This window comes from Bacteroides salyersiae (assembly GCF_031172035.1).
Lineage (GTDB): Bacteria > Bacteroidota > Bacteroidia > Bacteroidales > Bacteroidaceae > Bacteroides > Bacteroides salyersiae.
In genome coordinates, this window is sequence record NZ_CP133452.1 from 2,395,291 (window position 1) to 2,421,343 (window position 26,053).

A 26,053-nucleotide genomic window follows, 5' to 3' on the forward strand; every position below is an offset into this window, starting at 1 on the left:
TAAATGTATTATGAAGACATGCATGCTTTTCCTCTTATTTGTTTTCTTATATTGGGGTAATGATATTCAAGGACAGACGCAGGAGATTGTTTTGAAAAACTATACACCTTCTCCGGAAGCGTATTCATTGATGGAGTATTCGGAAATTCCCGTATCTTTATATACCGGAGTCCCGGATATAAGTATTCCTATTTATACTATTCGTGTAGGTAATTATAGTTTGCCCATATCGTTACGTTATCATGCCTCAGGGATTAAAGTGGGGCAGGAAGCCAGTCGGATCGGTTTGGGGTGGAGTATTCATGCTGGTGGAGCTATTTCCCGCTCTGTTCGTGGTTGGGATGATCTTAAGGGGTATTGGACGCAAACGGATACGATTCCGAACGAAGATTCCGAATATATTTGGTATTCGGTATATCATGATCGGAAAGATTACGAACCGGATATTTTTCATTATAATTTTGATGGATTTTCCGGTAAGTTTTATGCGAATAAGGGCGCGGGAAGTTCAAGTATAGTACCCAAATTTCTTCTGGCAGACCCGGAGGGAAATCTTCGTATAGAGTATCAAGGAGATGAAATGGATGGGAGCTTTGTGGTGGTTACTCCTGAAAATGTGAAATACGTTTTCGGTATCCGGGAAACAAAGGAAAGTTATGGAATGGTGTATGGGGAGGCAATTGATGAGCATGTAGGATCATATCCGGGTAAGGCTTCCGCTTTTGAGCCGGATCATTTTGATTCGGAGACACGGACAATATCTTCGTGGCTGCTCACTCGTATCGAGTATCCGACCGGTGATGTCATAACCTTTGAGTATGACATATATTTCGATTCTTATTTAAGTCCTATAAATCATTCGCTGAAGGAACTCAGGATGATATCAGAGGATCTTTTTTCGAATCCGGGTATTACTTGGAATGAATTTCGAACAATGAGACCTGAATCCACGACTTCTGTTTCTATGGAGTTGACGGATTGTGAACCTGTGTTGAGAAGGATTGTGTGGAAAGACGGTTCTTTAGATTTGGTACCCTCGGACGATGTACGTCTGGATATTCGTGTCCCGCGTGGAAATACTTCTGCTAAACGCCCTAAAAGACTGGAAAAGATTCTTCTTTATGCAAAGAATAAATCGGTTCCCAACTTGTCTTACACATTTCACCATTCCTATTTTGAGGGAAGAGGATCAAGTGGAAAAGTTGGAGATAATACGGCAAAGTATCTGACTCACCGTTTAAAATTAGATTCCGTTTCAATACAAGGAACAGGAGAAACAAAACAAAAATATCGCATGGAATATGAGATGTCCGATGCATTGCCCATGAAAAATAGTTTTTGTTGTGATAAATGGGGGTATTATAACGGGTATGATAGTTCTAAAGAGGTATTTCCCTTTGTCCCTTTTGTGGCTCGCAAGGATTACTATCATTACGAAAGAGAATGGAGAACAGAGAATGGGAAACAATATTGTTATATTTATCCAATAAAATCTCAGGTTTGTATTAAGGAAGGAGAAGAACACCTTGCAGGCCCTAAGGATATGCGTGAATCAAATTCACTGTCTCGAACTTGGATGTTGACCGGATTGGTTTCTCCTTTGGAGGGAAGGACGGAGTTTCAATATGAACCTAATCAAGTGTGGTCTCAATATGAATATGAATGGCAAGTGGAAGATTCTGCCCAAGTGGTTACTCTTGTAAAAGATTATAATGAGACTGAAAAAACAATTAGTTTTGATTTTCCTTTCGATGGGTACATAGATGTAGTTTGTACATATGACGGTAAAGGAGAGGGATATGGCTATGAAGTGGAAAAAAATACTTGCTTGTTTGAATTGGATATGCCTTCTTTTCATCAATATGGCCTTCCGGAAGGACTTCAGAATACAGGCAGCAAGATACATGAGCAATATACATTTACAACCCGTTTGAAGTGCCTTGAGAAGATGAAAAGCGCCACTATCACAGCGAGAACGGCGGAGTGGGGGCGTCTTACTATTCAGGTGAAACGATATAAAGCCCGTTGGGTAAATCGTGAACCTTTTGTCGGAGGGGTACGTGTTGCGGAAATAAAATCTCCCTTATCTACACGTAAGTTTGTATATCGGGATCGGGCAAGAGGACTTTGTTCGGGACTTCTTCACAGGAATGCTGAATATTCTACGACCGGTATACTTGATGTCGTATCCTCTATAGGGACTAATAATATTGTTGGCCGTTATCAGTTTATTGAATATAATTCGTCGGCGGTTCGTCCTTTAGAGAATCCATACAATAGTTATTTTATGGGATACACGGAGGTGAGTGTGACGAAAGAGGATAAGGGCAAGAGTATTTGTGAGACGAGTAATTTTTATAATTTGGCGGAACCTGCTTTGGTTTACTGGAAAGACCCCAGTATTCCGATGCCGTTAAATGGAAAATTGTCTTGGCAAGGAGTCTTGGCAGATGGGAAAAGTTTATCTGCCAAATCTTATAAATATGACAAACGGATGATTTTTCGGTTGAAAGGTTTGCAGGTTGATGAGAATGGACATGGATATGGATATAATGTAGAAGGTTATCACATTCCTTTGCTGAATTGTAATGAATCTTATTATAGTCATATTCCTGGCAAAGAGAACAGCCTTTCTTTCAACAAATATACGACTTATGAGTATAATTCTTCTAATTTTTTAGTGAACAAGTCGACGGTTACGCAAACCGGACATCCGAAGGAAGAGCATACGATTCGTTATTCTATTGATTATCCTAACTACAATGACGGCATTTTTCAGCAGAATAATCTGGTAACTGTTCCCATTGAGGAATCTTTCTATACGGATGGAGTTCTGGTCAAGCGGTTGCATCACTTGCATTATAAGGATTCTTATATAAAACCGTGGAAGGAATATGTGCATTATAATAAAGAGGGATATTCGTTTCCACCTGAGTTTACTGGAAATGTGGACCAGAACTTGGGAGTGCCGGAACTTATTTACTCTTCTTACAGTGCTAATGGGCAAGCGGTTTCGATGCAAACCCGTCAAGGGCGCTCTGTTGTATTGATATGGGGATATCAGGGACAACACATCATAGCCCAAATTGACGGGTCTTCATTAGAAGAGGTGAAGTCTCAGGGAATTGTTCCCGACTTGATTGCTTCTCGTGAGGAGCCGACGGAGGAAGACTGGCGTTTGTTGAATCAGTTGCGGAGCCGGTTGCCTAATGCACAGGTTGTGACAACCCGGTATGAACCATTGGTAGGGATTGTTTCCCAGACTGACGCCCGTGGAGTGACTTACCGTTATACGTATGATGAATTCAACCGGCTGTGCGAAGTGATAGAGACAGGAGAACAGGAACATGTATTACGTAAAACAGAGTACAAATATGCGACGGAGTATTAATCATTCCCTTTTTCTCAGGTGCATTTTGTCTTGCATCTTCATTTCTTTTCTTTCCGATCTTTGTGGACAGTCGAATTATGTCCGTACCTATGTCCCTAAAGAGCCGGTCTCTCCGGGTATTTCCTTGAATGAAAGCAATGCGTTGGTTAGTACAGCCTATTACGATTCGGGTGGACGCTTGGTTCAAACGGTGCACCATGGCATTACGCCCTCTGGAAAAGATATGGCTGATCTTATTGTGTATGATCATGTCGGGCGTTGCCAACGGGAGTGGCAATTATTGCCTTTTGACAGTTCGGACGGTTCTTATAAACAGGCATCTGCATTCGATTCTTCTCCGTATAAAGACCATTACCATGTGGACTATGAATACGAGCCTTCTGTTTGGAATCGTGTTACAGCCGAAATAGGGCGTAATACTCCCGGGCGATCTGTTACAACGGAGTATTTATTGAATGCAGGTTCAACCGGTTTCCTTTGTGTGACTCATTATACCCTTTCTGGTTTTATGGTGACGAGAAACGGAAATTATCCTGACGGTAGTCTTACTTGCGTGAAACGTACAAACGAGGATGGTGAAAGTGATTATGTTTTTACAAATGCTCACGAAAAAGTGGTCTTGGAACGGCATGTCGGTTTGGATTATACATATGACACTTATTTCCTTTATGATCGTTTCGACCAGTTGGTTTGTGTTCTTCCTCCCGCAGTATCTGAGAATTGGGAGTCATCTGCCGGAAGTTATGTGTTGGCTTCCGGTAATCTGCTTGATCACTATGCGTACTTTTATGAATATGACTATTTTAATAATTGTATTTCTTCAAAGCTGCCCGGTGCCGGTTGGTATTATAAAGTTTACGACGGCGACCATCGTATGATTCTCAGTCAAAGCCCCAACCAGCGTTTCCGCAGCGAGTGGAGTTTCTGCAAGTACGATCTTTTGGACCGGATCATTTTGGAAGGCACTGTTCGGAATTCCAACTCACATCATGAGTTGGTGCGTAGCTATATGGATACACTGGTATGTGAATCCTATGATGGTACAGGTACTTTCGGTTATACAAACCGCTTTCCTCTCGGGGAATCTCCTCGTATCACGAAGGTTTCTTACTATGATACGGAATCTTTTCTTTCCTTACCTCTTTTCCATTCTTTGAATGTGGTTCGCCCTCAAGGCGCTTATTCCTCTTGTCAATCATTATTAACTGGTTGTTATTTGTCATTGAATGATGGAGAGGGTACCGGCGAACTCCAGTCTTTCAGTTACGATAAGCGTAAGCGTCTTATAGGGAGTAGTATCTACAATGCTGTCAGCCGTGCTACTACTTATACTTTTACCGAATATAATGAACTCAACGCTCCTGTCCTCATTAACCGGCGTTTTGTGAGTCCTGACGGAACCTGCCTTTCGGATATGTCTTATCATTATGATAACGGTGGTCGTGAGACGGCTTCTGCTCTTACAGTATCTCTTTCTGACGGTCGGACTAATCAAAGCCGGACTTTCCCTTCCCGTGAGCTTACCTATGACGAATTCTGCCGTCCGGTTTTCGAGCAGATCACTTCTGGCGAACGGATCTCCACGGTCTATCGTACCGACGGTAAATTGGGCGGTTTGGAAAGCGCCCGTTTTTCGCAGACATTGCATTATTCGGATGTGCCTTCTTGTTTTTGGAACGAGTATTTTAACGGGCGCATCTCTGCGGTTTCTATTCGGCAGCTGGACAATAGTTACCGCATGTTTTTGTCTTATGGAGACCGGCAATCCCTGTGCGATATGGCTATGTATACTTATGACGGTACCGGTTATTTACGTTTCAAAGAGAGTATGGGCTATGACATTATGGGAAATATTCGTACTTTGACCCGGCAAACGCCATTGGGAGATGTCAATGTGCTCTCTTTCGAATATACCGGCAATCATTTTAAGTCTTCTTATGACCATAGTTCCTCCCGTTGGCCGGATGCTTATTCTTTTCTTTATCATTCCTGGGAACCGGAGGGGGCTTTTGGCTATGATGATAATGGTAATGAGACTCGGAATCTTGCACAAAATGTGGAGTATGCACATTATAATAACCATAATTTACCGGACAGCGTCTGCTTTCCCGGAGGTAATACATTACTGCTGGATTATCTTTCGGATGGTCGTCGTGTTCGTACGAATACCAAAACTTACCGTACAGCCCTTATTGTCCCTTGGGATGATTTGCAACTTCTATCCGATCCTTCTTCCGAGACGGAGGAGGTGCGGGATGGCGATTTCTTATTTCGTGACGGCCGCCTTTCCAGACTTGAAACTCCCGGAGGATATGTTTCTTTGCGCAATGATACTACAGGTGAGAAGCGAATTCGAGGGTATTATTATATCAAGGATTATTTGGGCAGCGTTCGCTTGACTTGTGATTATGAGACAGGAGAGGTGCTTCAGAGCATGGAATATCTCCCTTCGGGAGCTATTTTCCGTAGAACAGGTTATGATATTCAGAATCGCCGGTTTTGTGGAAAAGAAGAATTGTCAATGCATGGTTTCAACATGTATGATTCCGGTGCTCGCCTGCAATACACACTCGTTCCATGATTCTCAACGATGGATCCTTTGCTGGAAAAGTATTATGATATAAGTCCATATGTTTATTGTGCGAATAATCCGGTAAGGTTTATTGATCCGACAGGCATGATATGGGAAGACCCACAAGAAGCGGAACGGCTAAAAAGGAATATAGATAATAGAATTACTTCTCTTAATAAAGACATAGTTAGAAATCAAGATAAACTTGACAAAGGAGGTTTGAGCGAAAAACAAATCGGTAAACTTGAAAGCAGAATATCAGAAGCCAATAACCGTATATCAAACTTGAATACAAGTAAGGCAGACATTGATCTATTGGGAGCAGATCAAAGCAATGTGTATGCTTTAAGCTCAATTAGTGGTGGAAAACATAAAGTGCGTCAAGGTAGCGATGGAAAGGTTTATATTGAAACTTCTTCGGATGCTCTATCCATACATGAAGTCACGCATGTTCGACAATCATTGGATGCAGGAGGGTTAAGGTTTTCCACTAATGGAGAATTGCTTAATGCAGGAGTCGGTATAAGAAGTGTATCAAATATGGAAATTGAAGCCTATAAAATGCAATACTCCTATGATAGGTCTTTCCCTGGTAGTTTAAGAGGAAGGGGATTACAAGGTATAGATGTACATTCTGTGGGTGGTATAACAAATGACGGAAAACATGTTTATCCGGTTATTTATCAATATTCTATTGACTTGAATAAATTCTTTAAACAGCAAAAAAAATTAATAGGAGGAGGGAAGTAATATGAAAGTACGAGCTTTATTGTTTCTTTGTATTTGTTTTAGCCTTTATGTGTTTGGACAAAAAGATATATCAGGAACTTATTTTAGCAAATCTGGAACAAAAATAGAAATAATAGGAAATAATTTTAATTACATTGAACCTCATATTTATACTCCTGTTTGGTATAATGATACATTGGCAAAATGTACTTTTATGTGGGTTGATGCTAATTTTATTGAATTAAACTCAACTCCACCGAATGTTTTTGGATTTAAAGGATTAAAAGTAGTTCAATTTTTGGATTCTACTATAAATGACAGTATCAAAGTTTCTTTTTTAATACCTTATCAAAGGGGGAATCTTAAAATAAATGTGCATACTAATACTTTTAAAACATTTGATTTAATTTACTCCAAGAGTAGTAGAGAGTTAATGCTACCTAATAATGTTAAATCAATAACATTTTATATTGTACCTGAGCATATAATACCTCATACTTCTGATGGTCTATTTTATGGTATAGTTGGATTTGATCCATTTCAAGAGTATCAAATTGAAAAGAACATTAACCATATTTCGATAGAAATCCCTGCAATAGATGATTCTTTTTTTGAAAAATATTATGTTAAAGGCGATTACGCTAAAATATCGAAAGACACCATTACTTGGAAAGGGGAAGTTTTTATATTCAAAAATCATTAGTGCCCCATTAAAATTGGGACAAATTAAAAATTAAAAAAAACTTGGCCCATTTGGTCCGAATCGTTCTTTGTCATTTTGAAATTTAGTTTTATCAAAGAGGGCTCTCGGATGAGTTTTATCAGTCAATGAGATGCTCAATATTTGCAGTGTTTCGTATGTACTTCTATCCAGTTGTATATCGTGTTGAACGATTGCCACCAAGCAGTAAGTGGGTATTGCAGCATATATCTGTATTCGAACAGCGTTCTCTGTAATATCCTAAAATATTTTGACTTCAAGGTGCTGCTTGAGCCATTTTGAAAACTGCTCTACCTGCCAGCGATTTTTATAAAGTTCGGCAACTTGAAGAGCAGATATATGCGTGGCATTGGTTATGAAAACGAATTCCCTTTTTTGTTTTTCATCCCAATATTTAATCAGTCTAAGTGGCTCTGAATAATATTATTTAGGATAGAATCCAACCAGAAGTACACTTGCGCTTGAAAGCACATTCTTGGGTAGCCTACGCTTCCATTTGATGGATTTGTATTGGAGGTTCTTTTTTGCTTTGGCAACAAAGTAGGCTTCAATCTGATGAATCTTACATAGCATCTTGAAGTTGTTATAACCGTGATCAAAGATGTAATAAGAACCTGATTCATAAGGATTGTCAATCATAGTTTTAGAATCGTGTACGGATGCTTCCGTGATATGAAAGAAGGCAGGAATCTGTGTTTCTACATCATATAATGTATGCACTTTGATATCCCCTTTCTTCTTGCGGAATTTAGCCCACTAAAAGACTGAAAGACACAAGTTAATAGTTGTCGAATCGAAAGCATAAACGTTGCCACCAAGTTTGAAAATATGATTAACACGCTTTTGTCGTGTTTCACTAACCAGGTAGTATGCGTATTCTTCAAAGTATGATAGTCTCTATCTTGATTTGCTCTTGCTAACGATGACTTTGATATGTTTTTTACCCATTCCTAAATGATAACATTTGGAATGATGAGCTTCAAGAGCAACTATCAAATCTCGCAGACTTTCACGATTAGAAAGTTGACCGAACATCAAAGTAAGTAGTTGATTCCAGCAAGTGAAGTGTTTCACATAACGATTCCCGTGATACTTGTCGACAATGCGTCGAAACTTATCTTCGTTCAAGAATGAGATAAATTGGGAAAACACATATTTCTCTTTATTCATTGCAGTTTTTATTGGGATGCAAAGGTATAAATTGAAATCATCGCGCTTTGAAAACCTCTGTAACTAACTAAATTTCAAATATTTCAAAGAACAATTTTAGATTTTAATGGGATAGCAATGAAAGGAAATATCAAAAAATGTAACGGTAAAGAATTATCGAAATGCGGCAGTAAAACAGGGCTCTACCATCTATTTTGATTTGAATTCCAAATCAACAAGATCAGGCCTCAGACCTCCTGTTATTGGGCTTGCTCATGAATTGGGGCATGCGGATGATTTCTCTCTGTATCCACAAATCGGGCTGATACATGAGGGGATTGGGCAAATAGTGGAATGTTATTCAAGTAAAGCCAAAATATAGAAAAGAAAAATAGGCGATAGTTCATATTTCAAGGCTTTATAAGGTAAAAGAATCTTTGTCTTAGCTACTTGTAAAGTTGGTGCTTTTTATTGGAAATGAGGGGGGAAATAAAGAGAAATATAGATTGTTTTAATTGAGAACTGTCATTTGATACGATTATAATCGAAAAAATAGTATAGTTGCAGGAAATGTTGGATTATGGATAATAAATGAAGTTCATCCGGATAACATACTATATATAATAAGGGATTCTTGGAGTTTGATTTTATCGAGAATTATAAAGAACTGAAAAAGTTATATCTTATGGATGTTTTGTAGTTTGGAAGTATCTCTGATTTAAAATAAAAGGAGTTAGAAAACGAGTCTTTGATGGCAGACTAATGGTTTTCTAACTCCTTTCTTTTGGGGATTTTAAATTATTTATTCATTCATTTTTCTTTCGTTATCAGATAACTTTCTCCAGCTACCGTTTTTATATCATATAGATAAGTTTTGGGCTGCACGGTCGTATTGATTGGAGCATCGGCGGCAATCAGAGGACGACGTATCGGTTGACTTTTCAATAGTGAATTGTCACATTCGGAACGCTTTACCGGTTTTAATGCAATTCCGTTAAGTGATAACGGGGTGGCAGTGCAAATACGTAGAGTTCCTCCTATGGATGAGGTGATACGGGCTGTTTGGAGTTGGTTGTCTTCCCAATTCAGTTCTTCTACTGTAAATCCGCCACGGCAGCGAAGCCCTTTTACGCTTCCTTTCTTCCACACATCGGGTAGTGCGGGTAGCAAATGTACACTACCGGCATGACTCTGTACCAGCATCTCGGAGATTCCTGCCGTACAGCCAAAGTTACCGTCTATCTGGAAAGGAGGATGGGCATCGAACAAGTTGGGATAAGTTCCTCCGTTCTGTCCTTTTTCGTCGGTAGTAGGGTGGAGTTGTTCGGTAATTAGCTTATAAGCATGGTTTCCATCGAGAAGCCGTGCCCAAAAACAGACTTTCCATCCCATAGACCAACCGGTGGAATGGTCTCCGCGACCTTCGAGTGTGCGTTTGGCTGCTTCAAAAAGGATGGGGGTGTTTTGGGTGATCTGGCGTCCCGGATACAATCCCCATAAATGAGATGTGTGGCGATGACGGTCTTTCGGATTATCCCAGTCTTCCATCCACTCTTGTAGCTGTCCCCAGCGTCCCACTTGCATAGGAGCTAAGTTTTGAACGACTGTTTGCAGACTATCCATGAAAGTGGATGATTCGCCCATCAAGGATGCGGCTTCCAATGTGTTATGAAAAAGGTCGCTTACCATTTGGTTATCCATAGTAGCACCTGCCACGACGACAAAATCGCGTTTCCCGTTTACCGACGGACGGTTTTCGGGAGAGTAGGAGGGCGATACTACCAACCAGTTGTTTTGTGGCTCACGTATCAGGAAGTCCAGATAGAATTCGCAGGCACTACGCATCAGTGGATATACTTCGGCAAGGTAATCGCGATTGCCGGAGAACAGGTAACGATCCCATAAATGCTGGCAGAACCAGGCATTACAAGTAGGCCAAATACCATATCCCGGACCGTCTACAGAACCGGTGGAACGCCAGATGTCCGTATTGTGATGAAGTGTCCATCCCCGGCAGCCATACATAGCGGCACTTTGCCGGCCTTGTTCGGCTACCTCCTTTACCAGTTGCAGAAAAGGTTCGTGCATTTCTGTCAGGTTGGTCGGTTCGGCAGGCCAATAGTTCATTTCCACGTTGATATCGGTGGTGTATTTTCCATCCCAAGGGGCACGTAGCTGATAGTTCCAAATACCTTGAAGATTGGCGGCTTGTCCACCGGGTTGGGAACTGCATATTAGCAGATACCGTCCGAATTGGAAATACAGAGCGGCCAGTTGCGGATCAAAAGCCGAAGCGAATTCATGCACCCGTACATCGGTCGGTTTGGCAGCTTGTGCATTGCTGCCCAGATCGAGAGAGACACGATTGAACCACTTTCCGTAAGTAGCGCAATGGGCTTCTTTGGCTTTCAGATAATTCTTTCCGGCATTTTTCAGATAAGTTTGAGCGGTTTTCCGGGCATTGCCTGATATATCTTTGTAGTTTATGAAGTTGGTACCTATCGATACATAGATGGTTACACTATTGGCATTACGGACCCGGAGTAACGTGTCTGAAACGGATTCCATGTGTCCGCCGTTCCGTTCGATACGTGTCAGTGCGGTGAACTGCACTTTACCTTCGATGCCTTCGTGGTCATTGGCTTTTCCATCCATTTGAAGCTCTTTCCGGGAGGAGATGCTTTTAGTGATATTCTCTTGGTAAGGCGTACTGTAACGGGCTGTGAAAGAGAGCTTCCCTTTTTCCGAGGCCGTCAGCCGGATGATCAGTAACTGATCGGGGAAAGAGGTAAATGCTTCCCGGGTATAGGTCACTCCTCCGGCGGTGAACCGGGTGGTGGTGACAGCTTTTTCAATATCTAACTCACGATAATAATTGGAATAACTGCTGATTCCTTCGAAGTCGAGATGGAGGGAACCTACCGTTTGATACGGCATACCGTTGGCTGTCTGCGAGCAGATATTGGGACCGCAAAGTGCTTGTGCCTCTTTGTTTCGGCCTTCGAAGATCAATTGCCGAATTTGTGGTAAGGCTTCTTTAGCTTTCGGGTTGGTATTGTTGTATGGCGAACCTCCCCATATGGTTTCTTCGTTTAATTGAAATTCTTCATGTATCGGATCACCGTAAACCATAGCTCCTAAACGTCCGTTTCCTAATGGAAGGGATTCCACCCATTGGGTTGCAGGCCGGTCATACCATAGTTTCATTCCGGTTTCCTGGGCTTGTGCACTGTTAGCTGATAAGACAGTGAAACAGGCAATAATCAGTTTTTTCATGTTTTTATTGTATTTGTATTTTTATCGATTGTAAATCCTCGGTTCTGGAACTGCCACCATATAGTACTTCGTATTCTCCCTTCATGGAATGCATGGTATGGGTGCTGTTATCAAACCATTCAAAAGCTGTATAGGGTAGTTCTATCTTTACATTCAGGCTCTTTCCTTTGGTAATTTCCACTCTTTTAAAAGCACGCAACGTTTTTGTCGGTCCTTCTGGGTCATCTTCCCGGCGGAGATATACCTGTACTACTTCTTCACCGTCTCTGCTGCCGATGTTGCTGACAGGAATGGTAAGCGTCATTTTTTCTCCTGTTGAAATACGTTTTTTATCCGCACGGGCTTTACCATAAGTAAAGGTGGTGTAACTGAGTCCGTAACCGAATGGGAAAAGAGGTGCTTCTTTCATATAGCGATAGGTGCGGCCCTGCATGGAGTAATCTTCAAAATCCGGGAGTTGCTCCATATTCTTATAGAAAGTGACGGGAAGCCGTCCCGCAGGGTTATAATCTCCGAAAAGTACGTCGGCAACGGCCGTTCCTCCTTCCTGTCCGGGATACCAGGCTTGCAGAATGGCATCACAGTTTTCCGTTTCGGGAGTCAGTGCCATGGCCGAACCGGAGAAGTTGACGAATATGACTTTCTTTCCTGCTTTTTTCAGTGCTGCCAATACATTGCGCTGAACGGCGGGAAGTTCGATATCGGTCCGGTCGCCTCCTTTGAATCCGGCGGCGGAAACTTTCATCTCTTCTCCTTCGAGCAATGGAGAGATTCCTCCTGCAAAGATTACGATTTCCGTATCTTTCAACTTTTCAAGTGTTGCATTCATATTCAGAGGAATATCTTCCACCAAGTCGAAATTGAAATAAGCACCGTCCTTTATCTGTTTGAATTCAATGACGATTTCATAGCTTTTTCCGGCTTGGGCCTGTAAAGTATATAAATTTTCCGGGTTTTTGATATTACCGGTCTTGATTACTTCTTCTCCATTGATATTTACCCGGATATCACCGTTTGTCTGGAAACGGAAAATGGCATTGCCCGACTTTTTCGGACGAAATACAGTCTGATAACGGCCGGTAAATCCGGTTAATTCTATCCCCGGGGCAAATGCAGTAGCACCTAAGGTCGTGAAACGAAAAGGAGTAGAAAGCTGAACGGTTGCATCCGCTTCTCCTTTAAAGTCCGGATTGTTCCAATAAGTAGCGGTAAAACCTGGTTTTGCATGGTAACTGCACTGGTTGAACAGGCTATTGAAAGTAATATCATCAGTCAGTCCACACACAGGTTCGTAGATGAGCTGCGCAGCCGGTAATTTGGATCGGAGGGCAGATAGAAGTGTACTTGTATGTGACGGAGTTCCATTGTAATTTCCCCATTGCATTACAGAATCGTTTGCATTGGGGCCTATTACGGCTACTTTGGCATGTTTGTCGAGCGGCAGTATATTTTCTTTGTTTTGCAGGAGCGTCATGGTTTCGTGTGCTATTTGCAGAGCCAGGTGACGGTGTTCCGGGCAGTCTACAATACTGTATGGAAGAGCCCATGGATGGGATTCTTCCATTTCTCCCAGTTCAAAACGTGCTTTTAGCAATCGTTTTACGGAAATGTCTATCTGTTCTTCACTGATGATTCCGGCTTTGACGGCATCTGTCAATTTCCGGTAATTGCTGCCGCATTCCAAGTCTGTTCCACTTAAGACGGCATCAGCCGATGCGTGGGCGGCATCCGGATGGGTATTGTGCTTTTTGGCTCCCCAAAAGTCGGAGATAGCGCCACAATCAGAAACCACAATTCCGTTGAATCCCCATTCGTCCCGTAGAATTTGTGTCAACAGGCGGTTACTTCCACAGCAGGGATCACCTTCAAAACGATTATAGGCACACATCACCTCCTTCACATCCGCTTCTTGTACTAAGGTTTTGAATGCCGGTAGATAGGTTTCCCATAAATCTCTCGGAGCAATGTTCTCGGCATTGAAGCTGTGACGGTTCCATTCCGGACCGGAATGGACGGCAAAATGTTTGGCGCAAGCATGTAATTTATCGTAACGTGCGCTGTCCGGTCCTTGCAATCCTTTGACTACTGCCACTCCCATGCGGCTGGTCAGATAAGGATCTTCACCATATGTCTCCTGTCCGCGTCCCCATCGTGGATCACGGAAAATGTTGACATTGGGGGTCCACATGGTCAGTCCCTGATAACGCTTGTATTGTCCTTGATCATTGAATGCACGGTTTTTTGCTCTGGCTTCGTCAGATACGGCGGTAAATACTTTCTGAACAAGAGAATCGTTGAAGGAGGCGGCCATACCGATCGTTTGAGGGAAGACCGTGGCCAGTCCGGCACGTGCTACTCCGTGCAGAGCCTCGTTCCACCATTCATAAGGCCGGATACCCAATCGGGGGATACCCGGTGAATTGTTTTGCATGAGCGATATCTTTTCTTCCACAGTCAGACGTTGCAGAAGATCAGTTGCTCTTTGTTCCGGGGTCAGATCCGGATTTTGATAGGGTAATTGGGCCGAAAGGGTAGTTCCCAGTCCGACACCTAACATTAATACGGTTACCTTTTTACATAAAATATGCACAAACGTGTGTTTCATGATTGATTCTTTAATTATGTACGTTATGAATTCAGTTTGCAATAGTACGTACTTTTTGCCGGATATCGGGGGAATATCCGGTAGAAAAAGGGGAAATGCGTTACTATTGCTTCTGTTTGTCTTTATATTCTGTTGGTGTCACTCCCATTTGTTTCTTGAAGCATTTGCTGAAATACTTCGGGTCATTGAAGCCGGTCATATAGGCTACTTGGGATATGTTGAACCTGCCACTGTCGATCAATTGCACTGCACGTTTGATACGGATATCGCGTATGAAATCTACAGGGGTCAGGCCTACTATTGATTTTAGTTTCCGATAGAATACCGTACGGCTCAGTAGCAGTTTATTGGCAAAGTCGTCTATGGTAAGTTCCGAATTGTCCATTTGTTCCTCCATATATTCCATGACTTGTTGCATAAACTCTTCGTCAAAGGGTGTGATTTGCGGTTGTGACGGTGTCAGCTCCTGTTGCCGGTCGGGGAGTTGCTTTCCTTTTGCCAGATTGGCCAAATAAATCTCCTGCAACATTTGGCGTTGTTGAAGTAGTGAGGTGATCCGGGTTTTCAGGTAAGTGGCACTGAATGGTTTGGTAATGTAGTCGTCGATACCTTGTTCCAGTCCGGCAATGCGATCGTCCAACGATGACTTTGCCGATAACAGAATAATGGGTATATGACAGATATTACGGTTCTCTTTAATGTTTTTCACCATGTCGAGCCCATCCATGACAGGCATCATAACGTCACTGATTATTAAATCGGGTACTTCCTGCAAGGCTTGTTCCAATCCGTCCTGTCCGTTGCCGGCTTCGATTACGATGTATTTATCAGTCAGTATATTATGTAGGAATGTACGTAATTCAGGATTATCTTCCACAATAAGAATGGTGAGGGCGTCCTTATTGTCCGATTGTTGGTTGCTGGTTGGGGAGCTTGCTACCGGTTTCATGTCGAATGTATTCTGATCTGTTGCAATTGCAGCCTGATAACTGTCGGCCAGGATAAATTCCACTTGCGGGTCTTGTTCTAAAATATCACGTCTGGTGGGAAATTGTACGCTGAAACAGCTGCCATTACCGGGCTGGCTGGATACTTCTATTATTCCGTGGTGTAGTTCTACCAACTCCCTGACTAATGATAAACCGATTCCTGACGATGGTTGCAACATGTTGTACCTGGCCAGTGTCTCGAATCTTTGGAAAAGAGATTTCTGCTTACCGGGATCGATTCCTATACCTTCGTCTATCACGGATATGGTTACGTTTTCCGTATCGGTAGTGATGCGTACGGTAACTGCTTTCCCCGAAGGGGTGTACTTGAATGCATTGGAGAGCAGATTGAAAAATATTTTCTCAAATTTATCACGATCTATCCATATATATAGCTCTTTGCAATCGGTATCTACTTTGCAATCAATCTGTTTTTCTTCGGCAACCAATTGGAAGCTGTCTGTTATTTTACGCAGCAGGGCGATAATATCGCTCTCTTCTACCAATAATTTCATTTTTTTATTCTGTATCTTCCGGAAGTCCAATATCTGGTTTACCAACCGTAGCATGCGTTCTGTGTTTTTATGTACTAAAGTCAGATGTTCGCGCGCTTTGGACGAAAGAGGTTCATTTTCCAGTATTTCTGTTACCGGACTGGCTATCAGTGTAAGTGGTGTTCGCAGTTCATGAGAAATATCGGTAAAGAAACGAAGCTTGATATTTGATAATTGTTGCTCAAGGTCTACCTGATGTCTTAAGCGGTAGATATAGAATAGGATATATACGATGGTACAGGTAAACAGGATAAATAGGACGACATAAAGTCCCCATGCCCAAGCCGTTTCCCAAAAAGTAGGCGATACTTTTACTATTAAAGTACGTGTGTTGTCTACCCATACTCCGTCACTGTTGGTTGAGCGAACTTGAAGCCGGTATTCTCCGGCCGGTAGGTTAATGTAGCTGGCAGAACGGTTATTGTCTGCATCGTTCCATTCATGTTCCAAGCCCTCCAAACGATAAGCGTATTGTATTTCTTCCGGTGCTACATAGTCGAGGGCTGCAAATTGGAAGGTGATATTTCTTTGGGAAGGATTTAACACCAGTTCTTGCAGATCGTCAATCCCCGTAGGAGACGGGCTACCCTGTATCTTTAAACCGGTGAAGACGATAGGGGGGACATAGTCGCTTTTTTTCATATCGGAGGGACTGATTTCAATGAATCCTTTGTCTGTCCCGAATACTAATTGCTGTTTTGCATTTAAGGAGGGAGCTGCTTCGGAGAAGTTGAATTCTTGTTGTAGGAAATTACTTCCATAATTCTCAAACGTTTCCAGTTGCGGGTTGAAGCGGGATAACGTGTTTTCCGACACGATCCATAGGTTCTTTTCCGTGTCTTCGATAGTGGACAGTACAAGATCCGAGGCCAATCCGTCTCTGATGGTGTAAGTCTTGAATTCTATGTCGCTATTGAGAAGATTCCGGGAGAGTACCTTGCTGACTCCTCCGGTGAATGTCGATATATATATCGTTTTTCGGCTGTCTGTATAGATGTTGATGACATCATTGCTGCCCAGACTGGATGCTATACCCGGGTTGCGTATATTTTGATGGAATTTGATTTCTTCCGGTTGTTCAAAGTTGTTGGAGAATGTCAACAGTCCTTCTGTTGTGCCTGCAATGATCACTCCTCCGGATACTTCGGTAATGCATCTGACTTTCATGAAATGGCTGGTCGGAAAGTTTTTTAATTCATTGTTGCTGTGTATGAACCGGATTTTACCATCTGCAGATTTAGTCAACAGATTAATTCCTCCGCCAAAACATCCGATCCAAATCCGGTTATGGCTATCCTGGCAGATGGAATAGACACTGTTATTGCTTAAACTGTATTTATTTTCCGGTTGGTTGGTAAATTGCTGTATGGAGAAATGAGTTTCGTCTTTTTTTTCCAGTCGGAATAAGCCTTTCTCTTTACCTCCCATCCAGATAATTCCATCTTTGTCTTCCATAAAGCAGTAAATGTTATCCGGGAATATCACCATATCTTTGCTTATGGTTCCTTGTTGGTTCAAGTATCCCTGTAATTGTCCATCGGGGGCATATATACGGATTGTTCCTTTTTTAGAGGCTACCCAAAGGCGTTTTTGCTTATCTCGCCATAATCCACGTACTTCCAAACCGTAGTCTATAGGAGTATGCTTGTAAGAGTAAGGAAAGAAAGACACCTTTTCTACTCCTCGTATACCAGTAAACCATAGATTTTTTTGTCTGTCCGTATAGTAGAAACGAACATTTGGGGTAAACATGGAGTTAGGATTAGTAGGATCTGTATAAAATGGTTTTAAGTGTTTTTCAGCACGATCATAATAACAGAAATTTCCTTTATGAGGAATCATCCAGAGTACACCTGCTTTATCCTCAAAGATAATATTACGGTTGGGGCGTCCATAGTTTATAATTTCTTTTGAAGGAGTCGCAAGATGTTGCTTTTCACCGGTATTTAAGTTGAGACGTACGATTCCCGGGGTGTTGGAGAATATCCATAATTCACCTTGCTTGTCTTTATAGATAGAATATGCGGTGTTTGAGGTCTGAGTAACTGTTCGTATATCGATCTGTTTGAAACTTTTTTGTTCGACATTGAAGATAACAATTCCTTTGTCTGTGGCAAGAGCTAAATCGTTATTTCCAATATTATGTATTCCGTTGATTACCTGTATATCGTAAGGAATTTCTGCAAATCTTATCTTTTCTGTTTGCATGTCATAAATCGCCAGTTTGCCGGAAGTCGAAGCAAGGAATATCTTCCCTTTCATCTCTTTAATATGATAGAAAGGAAAGTCGCTGTCAGCTTTCTTTTGGCCGATTACCGTTACTCCCTTATCAGTCAATATCCATTCATCTCCTTCAGAATCCTGATAAACACTGAAGATCTGATCTCCTTTTAAAGTCTGGTTGAAAGAATTGTAGAGAGTGATTCCTTTTCTTTCTTTACAAAGTTTTTCGTCTATCCTGAAATTGTATCCTTTGTCGCAGGCCACCCACACGACTCCTTTGGGCAGCACATAAGTTTGGTCTACAATATTGATATGCCGGGTTTCTTCTTCAATGGGGTTCAGAATATCGATAAACTTTTCTTCTTTCGTGTCGAATAAGAAGATATGGCCGTCGTAGGTCTGGCACCAGATATCTCCGGATCGGCTTTCTGCAATGAAGGTGATCCGATTGTTGCTCAACATGCAACCGTCTCCAGGAAAAGCCTTGTAGTTTTTGAATGTATATCCGTCAAATTTGTCCAGACCATTCCAGGTGCTGAACCAGATAAATCCTTTTTTATCTTGTAATATAGTAGTGACTACTCCCTGAGCCAGCCCATTGTTCACCGTAAAATGTTCTATCTGGCAAAGCGGCTGCGCGATAGTTGTAAAAACGGCTATAAGCAGAACGATGACGAGAAAGATTTTTTTCATAGTATCTTGTTTTGTGATTTCGTATCACAAAAATAAGGAAAACACCCTATATAAAATAACAGTATCCTCTTAATAACTTAAAAATACCCTCTTTTGCCCAGTTTTTCCACTGAATCTTCCTCTATGAAGCACGGAAATTCCTCATGTGGAGTAATAAAAGAACGTACTTTTGCCCTTGTAATCAATAAATATTTGTATGTCGATGAAACATTTATTTCTTTGCATGGCATTGTGGTGTTTGAGTACTGCCGTGACCCATGCCCGTACTTTTGATATGAAACGGTTGGGAGCCGATCTTACAGGCATAAAACCTTGTACCGATTTAATAAACAGAGCGATTGATGAGGCTGCCGCCGAAGGGGGAGGGACGATTTATTTTCCGGCGGGTACTTATCTGACTGCTACCATACGTATGAAAAGTAATATTACTTTGGATATAGAGTCCGGTGCCACCCTTCGTTTTTCGGATCGCTTTGAAGATTATCTTCCTTTTGTGAAGATTCGCTGGGAGGGAACGGTAATGAATACATTGTCGCCATTAATTTATGCCGACAATGCCGATAACCTAACGATAACCGGAAGAGGTACTCTGGATGGAAACGGGTTCAAATGGTGGGCTTGGGAAGTCGATACCCGTCGGTTGATAAAGGAGAACGGAGGAAAACTGCCTTCTCTGAACAAGCTTCAGCAAATGTGGGTGGACGCTAATAAGGATTTGGAAATCTCTGATTACTACAAACCTTCTTTGGAGCGCCGTATGTTCCGTCCGCCTTTCATTCAGTTCTTTGAATGCAGTAACATCGTAATAGAAAATGTGAAGATTATCAATTCTCCTTTTTGGACCATTAATCCTGCATTCTGTGATAACATAACGGTTCATGGCGTAACGATCAATAACCCTTCAAAGAACCCCAAAGGTCCCAACACAGACGGTATTAACCCGACTTCTTGTAGCAATGTGCGTATCTCTGATTGCTTTATCAGCGTAGGAGACGATTGTATTACCATAAAATCGGGACGTGATGCTGATGGACGTAAATATGGGAAACCTTGTCAGAATCTGACAATCACTAATTGTATCATGCTTTCCGGGCACGGTGGAGTTGTGATTGGTAGTGAGATGTCCGGCGGGGTGAAGAGAGTGGCTATATCCAATTGCGTTTTTGATGGGACAGATGCCGGTATTCGTTTGAAAGCCTCCCGTGGTCGTGGTGGAGTAGTAGAAGATATCCGGGTGGATAATATCGTGATGAAAAATATCGGCCGGAATGCATTTATCTTTGATTTGTTTTATGATAAGCTTTCCAAACCGGAACCGGTGAGCGAACGCACTCCCGTATTCCGTAATATTCATTTGAGTAATATTACAGGTTCGGATGTGAAGCAGATCGGTTATATAAAAGGTATTGAGGAGATGCCGATAAACGAGCTTTCATTCTCAAATATAAATATGGAGGCGGAAAAAGGGTTTAATGTTGAAACAGCAACGAATATCCGTTTCTTCAATGTGGACTTTGCCGTATCCGAAGGGCCGTCGCTCACTTTCAGAGAAAGTAGCGGAATTACATTGGAGGGAGTCCGTTCGAAGAAACCTATTCCCGGACAGGCTGTGATTGAAGTGGATAAAGCGGAGAATGTTCAGATAAATAATTGTTTTCAGATACAATCGGTGAAAGATTTCTTCAGGGTGACGGGGAAATAAGTAATATCGTAATGTGTAAATGTGCCAATTGGCTGCGTAGGGATAAACGTATACCATTGGCACATTCTTTTTTCATTTCTAAGTTATTGTATTGGCATATTGCCGCATTGACACAGTATCCTCTCCATATATCCGTTATTTCCGTTGCGTGTATCGTATTGATGTGCCAGTCCTTCGGCCTGTTTATAGAAATAATCGCGCAGTTCTGCAACCTGATAGGTACCTTCTGCATTATAAAGAGGAAATTCTTCGGGTAACCCGAGTTTCACCTCCGGACGTGATTCATATTTCAGTGCTTCCGCCATATCACATCCAAAGCGGTATTTTTTATACTTACTCGTTCTTAAGCTCCAGGGAACACAGCATTCTACATATTCCCAGCCTCGTTGTGGGTTTGTCATGAAGTAGTATGTGATGAAATTGCCCAGATAGGGTAATAGGTATTCATCCTTTTCACGGCCTGCCAAGGCTTCTTCGGCACGTGCGCACATATCGGCTGCTATTTCTGCTTTTCCCGCTTTTTGCGCATAGTAGGATAGTTTGAGGAAAGCTCTTAAGTTAGCTTCGTAGCAGGTTACTTGTCTGCTGATAAGTGGTTGGGCACGGTGATAGGCTTCATCAAATTTTCCGGTTTCCAAATAGATGTCTAACAGGAAGTTCAGTTCGCAGGCTTCGCACATCATGTCATCCAACTTTTCATTTTGCATCTTGTCGGCATATTCTTTGGCTTTATCGTATTGTCGCATTCTCGTATTTTGTACAGACAATAAGTGATAATAAGAACGTGCGGAATATCCGTTGCGTAGAATACGGGTTTTGAAGTCTTCGGCAATGGCATCTACCTGTACTTTAGGGATTTCCGGAAGATCGAAAGCACAACCCCATATCCATTTGTATTTCCAAAGAATGTCATCTTCCTGAATAAGGTCTTTATTGTTTTCATAATCATCCAGTATACGTGAGAATACGGTGATTTCTTCTTGATCTTCGGAGAGTTGATTTAGTTCGTAAATGAGATCTAAACGCATTTCTACCGCCCATTGTACGTCATCATTTTCATCCGCTATGCGTATGGCTTCTCTGAGTAAAGAAGACTTTTCACGTGGTGAAAGGTTGCCATTCTCTACTTGCAACAGTCTTTTTTGTATTTCAAGTGTGTACTTCATGGGATTACATTAATTTAAGAAGTTGATAAATTCGTTCATTTTGGTAGTCATCAGCTCGCTGAGTGAATGGTTGAAGAGAGTCATTTCCTCACTGTTGACCGGATAACGTCCTTGCAACAAGGCTTGTACATATAGTATATATACGATATGCTGGAAAAGTTTGTTATCTGCTTTTATTTTCAGTAGCGTCTGTACCATTTCATTGTCGGCATTGAATGTCAGTGTAGGTGGTGTCTGCTTTTGAGGGTTGATTGTTCCCAGTACGGCTGCCAACGGGTTATTGGCAGCTTTGGTATTGGTTTCTTTCTCTTCAGCGACGAAGATTACCGGAGTATCTGCCGGAGTGAAATGTTTAAGTTTGCAGATACATCCGAAACGTTTCAATAATTCGCCGGCTTTCTTTTCGAAATCCTTATGTTCTTCGTTGGCTTCTACTTCTGCAAATTGTTCGAGCAAGCGGGCCGGAGAAACTTCTTCCAGTGTCAGTCCGGGAAAGAGGCGGGCAGACTTCTTTAATAGTGTTTCATCAAATGTATATGCGGCATTGACGACCAGCCAACCTTGTGCTCCGGCAATACGGCGTACTTGTCGGAAATCTTCAAGATTACGGGTGTAACGGATTACATGATCAGTTGCGCGGATATTTCCGAAGTTTCTCATCCCTTTGCTGGTTTCAAATGGCAGATAATCCATGAAAAGCCGGAGTAACTCATTGTCTTCCGCAGCAATGGCTTTGATATGGAAATAGTGTACATCGAGAATTTTATTGAATATTTCCCGATTGTTACCGACCAGTCCTTTTAAATACTCTTTTATGGCAGTTCCGATCTCTTTTCGGGCATCTTTCAACAGATCATTGCTTACGAAAGATTCGCGGGAAGCAGTGGACTGCAAACCGTCGGCATTGACCAGGCATCTGATAAAAAAGGCCCAGGAAGGTAGAAGATTACAGTCATCTTCACTCAGCAACATACGTTTCAAATAAATTTTATGAGAATTACGTGTTGAGAATTGAGTGCGGAACGGAAGTATGTAAAGTACTCCGTTTACCTTACCGTTTTCTGTATGGATATGAAAGGCGTCTAAAGCGGAAGATTGAAATACTTTGGCTCCGTGTTCGAGTAACTCTTTACGGGATGCTTTCGGATTCAGCCAAACGGGAGAGGGGGTATTAACCAATTCTTCTTCTTGCCGATGCAGATAGATGGGATAGGGCAGTATTTCTCCATAGTTGCGCAGTATCTTTTTGAATGTTTCGTATTCAAAAAGGTGGGCCCATTCTTTTTTCGGAACCAGAATGACACGTGAACCTATCGGCCATTCTTCATTGGGAAGAGTTGTCTGATAAGTACCATCCACTTTACCACACCAGCGAACCGCTTGCTTATCCATTGCCGAGCGACTTTCTACTGTGATTTCATTGGTTACTACAAAACATGATAGTAAACCGATACCGAAACGGCCGATGTAGTCGTCCGCATCGGGAGTGTCACGTTTGGAACTTTCACCGATGACCGTAAGAAAACGGTATACTTCCTCTTCTTTCAGACCGATGCCGTTATCTTGAAAAACCAGCGAACCATCTTCATTGAGGTATACGTCGATTCGTCCGGCATAATTTTCGTCGATATTTCGTAGTGCGGTGATGGCGTCCACACAATTTTGAAGTAGTTCGCGTACAAACGTGTTGGGGTTGCTGTAAATGTGTTCCGATAGCAGGGCAATCATCCCCTTTAGATTGACCTGGAACAGATTGTTATTTTCGTTCTCCATTGTGAGATGTGTGAATCTTATCGTTTTCGTCTTCCTGTAATTTTCAACGCTTTCTCGTTGCCGTTTTCTGCTGCTTTCTCGAACCATTCCATGGCTATTTCATCGTTTTCTTCTACACCGTTACCGCTTAGGTAGGCATTACCGAGTTCGAATTGCGCTTTGTCACTATTCATTTCTGCGGCTTTCAACAGCCATTGCAATCCGGTTTCCGCATCGGGTGTGCAACCCTCTCCGTACATTAACATTTTTCCTAAGTAGTAGTAAGCGTGAACACTTTCCTGACCGGCCGCATCGTTGAACCAACGAAATGCTTCTTGTAGGTTTTGTTTGACACCTACACCGTTATAGTAGCAGAGCCCCGTGCGATACATACTCATTGTGTTGCCATTATTTGCGGCGAGGGTATAATATTTGAATGCTTCCGTTTCATTTTCTTCCACTCCGATACCCATTTCGTAACAAATGCCTATTCCTTCACTGTAGAATTCTTGTTCTGCTGCTTGTCTGAAATAGACGAATGCTTTTTCGGATTCGTTGAGTTTGTCGTAATCGTACAGATAGTATTCTCCCAACCGGAGCATAGCCATAGGACTGTTATTGGCAACTGCCTTTTCATACCATTCCACTGCTTGCTTGTTGTCTTCCATGCATGGGCCATATCCGTAGAAATAATAGTCTCCCATTTTGAATTGGGCATATGCATAGTTTGTTTCGGCTGCTCGGGTCATATATTCTACGGCCTTGTGTGGATTTTCTTCTACTCCGTATCCGTTTTCATAAGCCAATCCCAATTCTGTAATACAACGGGGTTCATTATTCTCTTCTCCTTTGTGATACCATTCGAGTGCTTTGTCGGGGTCTTCCTCTACTCCGACAGCGTTTTTGTAGCAACGGCCAACTGCAAACATCGCATCTGTATCTCCCGCCTCGGCAGCTTTTAGATACCATGCAAATCCCTCTTCGGGTTTGGCTTCACCCAAGATACCTTCACTTAAATAAAAGCCTGTGCGATACATGCCATAAGGATATTCCTGTTCTGCGGCTTTGCTGAACAGTTCGAAGGCCTGTTCGTAATTCCGTTCGTTTTCTTGAAGAAAGCCCAACTCCACCATTGCATAGGCAGAACCCTGTGCAGCAGCTTTCTCGTAATATTCTTTAGACTTGGCTTCGTCTGTCACTCCGGCATATCCATTAGCCAGATAGAGGGCTGCACGGCAATAACCGTCATTATTTCCTAATGCGGCTGCTTTCTCATAGTATTCCAATGCCTTTACATAATCCGGATTTTCAGATAAGCAACCGCGTTCATACATCCATCCGATGCGGTATATAGCGCTTCCGGAACCCAGTTCGGCAGCTTTCTGTAACAACTCATGGGCGCGTCCGATATTTTCTTCTACCAACTCTCCATTGAAGTAGACCATTGCCAGGCTTTCGACTCCTTGTACGTAATTATCTTCTACACAACGTTCAAGACAGTATAAACCACGTTCCACATTTTGATATTCATCATTGTACAGATAGATTAAAGCAAGTTCGTAAGCACTGTATGATTCACAATAAAGCATTCCTTTTTCCAGCCATTCAATTGCTTTGGGGATATTGGTCCAGGGGGCGTCTTGATAATAATATCCCAAGAAGTTGGCAGCCGACCATACTCCGGATTTCCAGGCGCTTTCCCATAGTTTGAATGCTTCTTCCGGCTTTTTTCCTAATTCCGGATTCCGCATATACAGAGTGCCTAAGCTTTTCTGGACGTAGAAGTTCGGAACAATAGCCAGTGCTTTTTTGTAATATTCCGCCTGCTCTGCAGTTTTTGTTTCATCGTTGTCGAGTTCATCGCCTATGACAGCGTATATGTGGGCACGCATTCTGTCTTTTTCGGAGAGTACTTCCAATAATTCCTGACGAAGTTGTCGTGCCTGCCCTTCATTACCGGCGTAATTCTCGATACATGCCTGATAGAATTTTTTCCAGCGCAAACCTTCCGGAGTTGTAAGTTTGGCAAAGATACGTTTACCTTCTTCCCGATCCGGCTGACAATAATACCCCATGTATTTCCAGAAAGCAACAGTGGCTTGGGCATGTTCGTCTCCCATCCCGGCTGCTTTTTCATAGTATGGCAATAATTTTCCGGTATCACGTAGTCCATAACGTGCTTCAGCGTATTGGGAACCTTTTTGTGTCCATCCCGCACCGTCAAATTCTCCTACCCGGTCACAGGTTTCCTGTACTTTTTCCCACCAGAAAGCATATTCTTCTTCATTAAGGTCTACCTCTACATTGCAATCGTAGGCTTCAAATATCAGGCGGAAGAAATCGGCTGTTTCCTTTTGGCTCTCTTTGCGATCTAATGCATATTTGCACACGGCTAAAGCTTCCCACCAATTGTCTGGGTTCATTAATAGCTCATGGGTATATTTGCCAAACCATTCGGTTGCAGATTTTCCGGATGTTTCAATTCTGTCGAGTATTTTTTCAAATCGTTCTTTAATGGCTTCCATATAAAC

At 42.2% G+C, this 26,053-nt stretch carries 12 protein-coding genes and 1 pseudogene; 5 read left to right on the forward strand and 8 right to left on the reverse strand.

What is annotated here, in order from left to right; genetic code table 11:
- Positions 1-10: 10 nt before the first annotated feature.
- The 4 genes from RB604_RS08645 to RB604_RS08660 are packed head-to-tail and all read left to right on the forward strand — an operon-like array spanning position 11 to position 7,395.
- Entirely contained in the window at positions 11-3,391 is a 3,381-nt protein-coding gene (locus tag RB604_RS08645) for an RHS repeat domain-containing protein (RefSeq protein ID WP_007478642.1), read from the forward strand.
- Entirely contained in the window at positions 3,375-5,972 is a 2,598-nt protein-coding gene (locus RB604_RS08650) for a DUF6443 domain-containing protein (RefSeq protein WP_229103557.1), read from the forward strand. Before RB604_RS08645 ends, RB604_RS08650 begins: the two co-directional genes overlap by 17 nt.
- 9 nt (positions 5,973-5,981) lie before the next feature.
- Entirely contained in the window at positions 5,982-6,713 is a 732-nt protein-coding gene (locus RB604_RS08655; protein ID WP_229103558.1) for an RHS repeat-associated core domain-containing protein, read from the forward strand.
- A gap of 1 nt (position 6,714) precedes the next feature.
- Positions 6,715-7,395, forward strand: coding sequence for a ubiquitin family protein (locus tag RB604_RS08660; protein WP_005925479.1), 681 nt, complete (start codon positions 6,715-6,717; stop codon positions 7,393-7,395).
- Between the two features lie 258 nt (positions 7,396-7,653).
- Here RB604_RS08660 and RB604_RS08665 read toward each other — a convergent pair.
- The 5 genes and pseudogenes from RB604_RS08665 to RB604_RS08685 all read right to left on the reverse strand — a co-directional run bounded on the left by RB604_RS08665 (position 7,654) and on the right by RB604_RS08685 (position 18,902).
- Positions 7,654-8,133 (reverse strand): annotated as a pseudogene (locus RB604_RS08665) (IS4 family transposase).
- A gap of 177 nt (positions 8,134-8,310) precedes the next feature.
- A complete protein-coding gene (locus tag RB604_RS08670) occupies positions 8,311-8,583 on the reverse strand; it encodes a DUF4372 domain-containing protein (protein ID WP_005925476.1) in 273 nt (90 codons plus the stop codon).
- Between the two features lie 789 nt (positions 8,584-9,372).
- Complete coding sequence (locus tag RB604_RS08675) at positions 9,373-11,838, reverse strand: glycoside hydrolase family 95 protein (protein ID WP_007478638.1); 2,466 nt, start codon at positions 11,836-11,838, stop codon at positions 9,373-9,375.
- Between the two features lie 4 nt (positions 11,839-11,842).
- On the reverse strand, positions 11,843-14,395 hold the full coding sequence (gene xyl3A, locus RB604_RS08680; protein WP_122281990.1) for a xylan 1,4-beta-xylosidase: 2,553 nt from the start codon (positions 14,393-14,395) through the stop codon (positions 11,843-11,845).
- A gap of 151 nt (positions 14,396-14,546) precedes the next feature.
- Positions 14,547-18,902, reverse strand: coding sequence for a hybrid sensor histidine kinase/response regulator transcription factor (locus RB604_RS08685; RefSeq protein WP_122281991.1), 4,356 nt, complete (start codon positions 18,900-18,902; stop codon positions 14,547-14,549).
- A 202-nt stretch (positions 18,903-19,104) separates the two neighbouring features.
- On the opposite strand from RB604_RS08685, the gene RB604_RS08690 reads away from it, so the two are divergent.
- Positions 19,105-20,604 (forward strand): glycoside hydrolase family 28 protein, encoded by a 1,500-nt coding sequence (locus RB604_RS08690; RefSeq protein ID WP_172680655.1) that lies wholly within the window; start codon positions 19,105-19,107, stop codon positions 20,602-20,604.
- A gap of 83 nt (positions 20,605-20,687) precedes the next feature.
- On the opposite strand, the gene RB604_RS08695 is transcribed toward RB604_RS08690, so the two are convergent.
- Genes RB604_RS08695 through RB604_RS08705 form a run of 3 tightly spaced genes read right to left on the reverse strand, consistent with a single transcriptional unit; the run spans position 20,688 to position 26,047 of the window.
- The gene (locus RB604_RS08695) at positions 20,688-21,770 is read right to left on the reverse strand and encodes a hypothetical protein (protein WP_007478631.1); all 1,083 of its coding nucleotides are present in this window, start codon (positions 21,768-21,770) and stop codon (positions 20,688-20,690) included.
- Positions 21,771-21,779: 9 nt separating this feature from the next.
- Positions 21,780-23,543, reverse strand: a complete 1,764-nt coding sequence (locus RB604_RS08700; protein WP_021937346.1) for an HSP90 family protein — start codon at positions 23,541-23,543, stop codon at positions 21,780-21,782.
- A gap of 17 nt (positions 23,544-23,560) precedes the next feature.
- Positions 23,561-26,047 carry a tetratricopeptide repeat protein gene (locus RB604_RS08705; protein WP_055293588.1) on the reverse strand — a complete coding sequence of 829 codons (2,487 nt, stop codon included), beginning with the start codon at positions 26,045-26,047 and terminating at the stop codon, positions 23,561-23,563.
- Between the last annotated feature and the right edge of the window lie 6 nt (positions 26,048-26,053).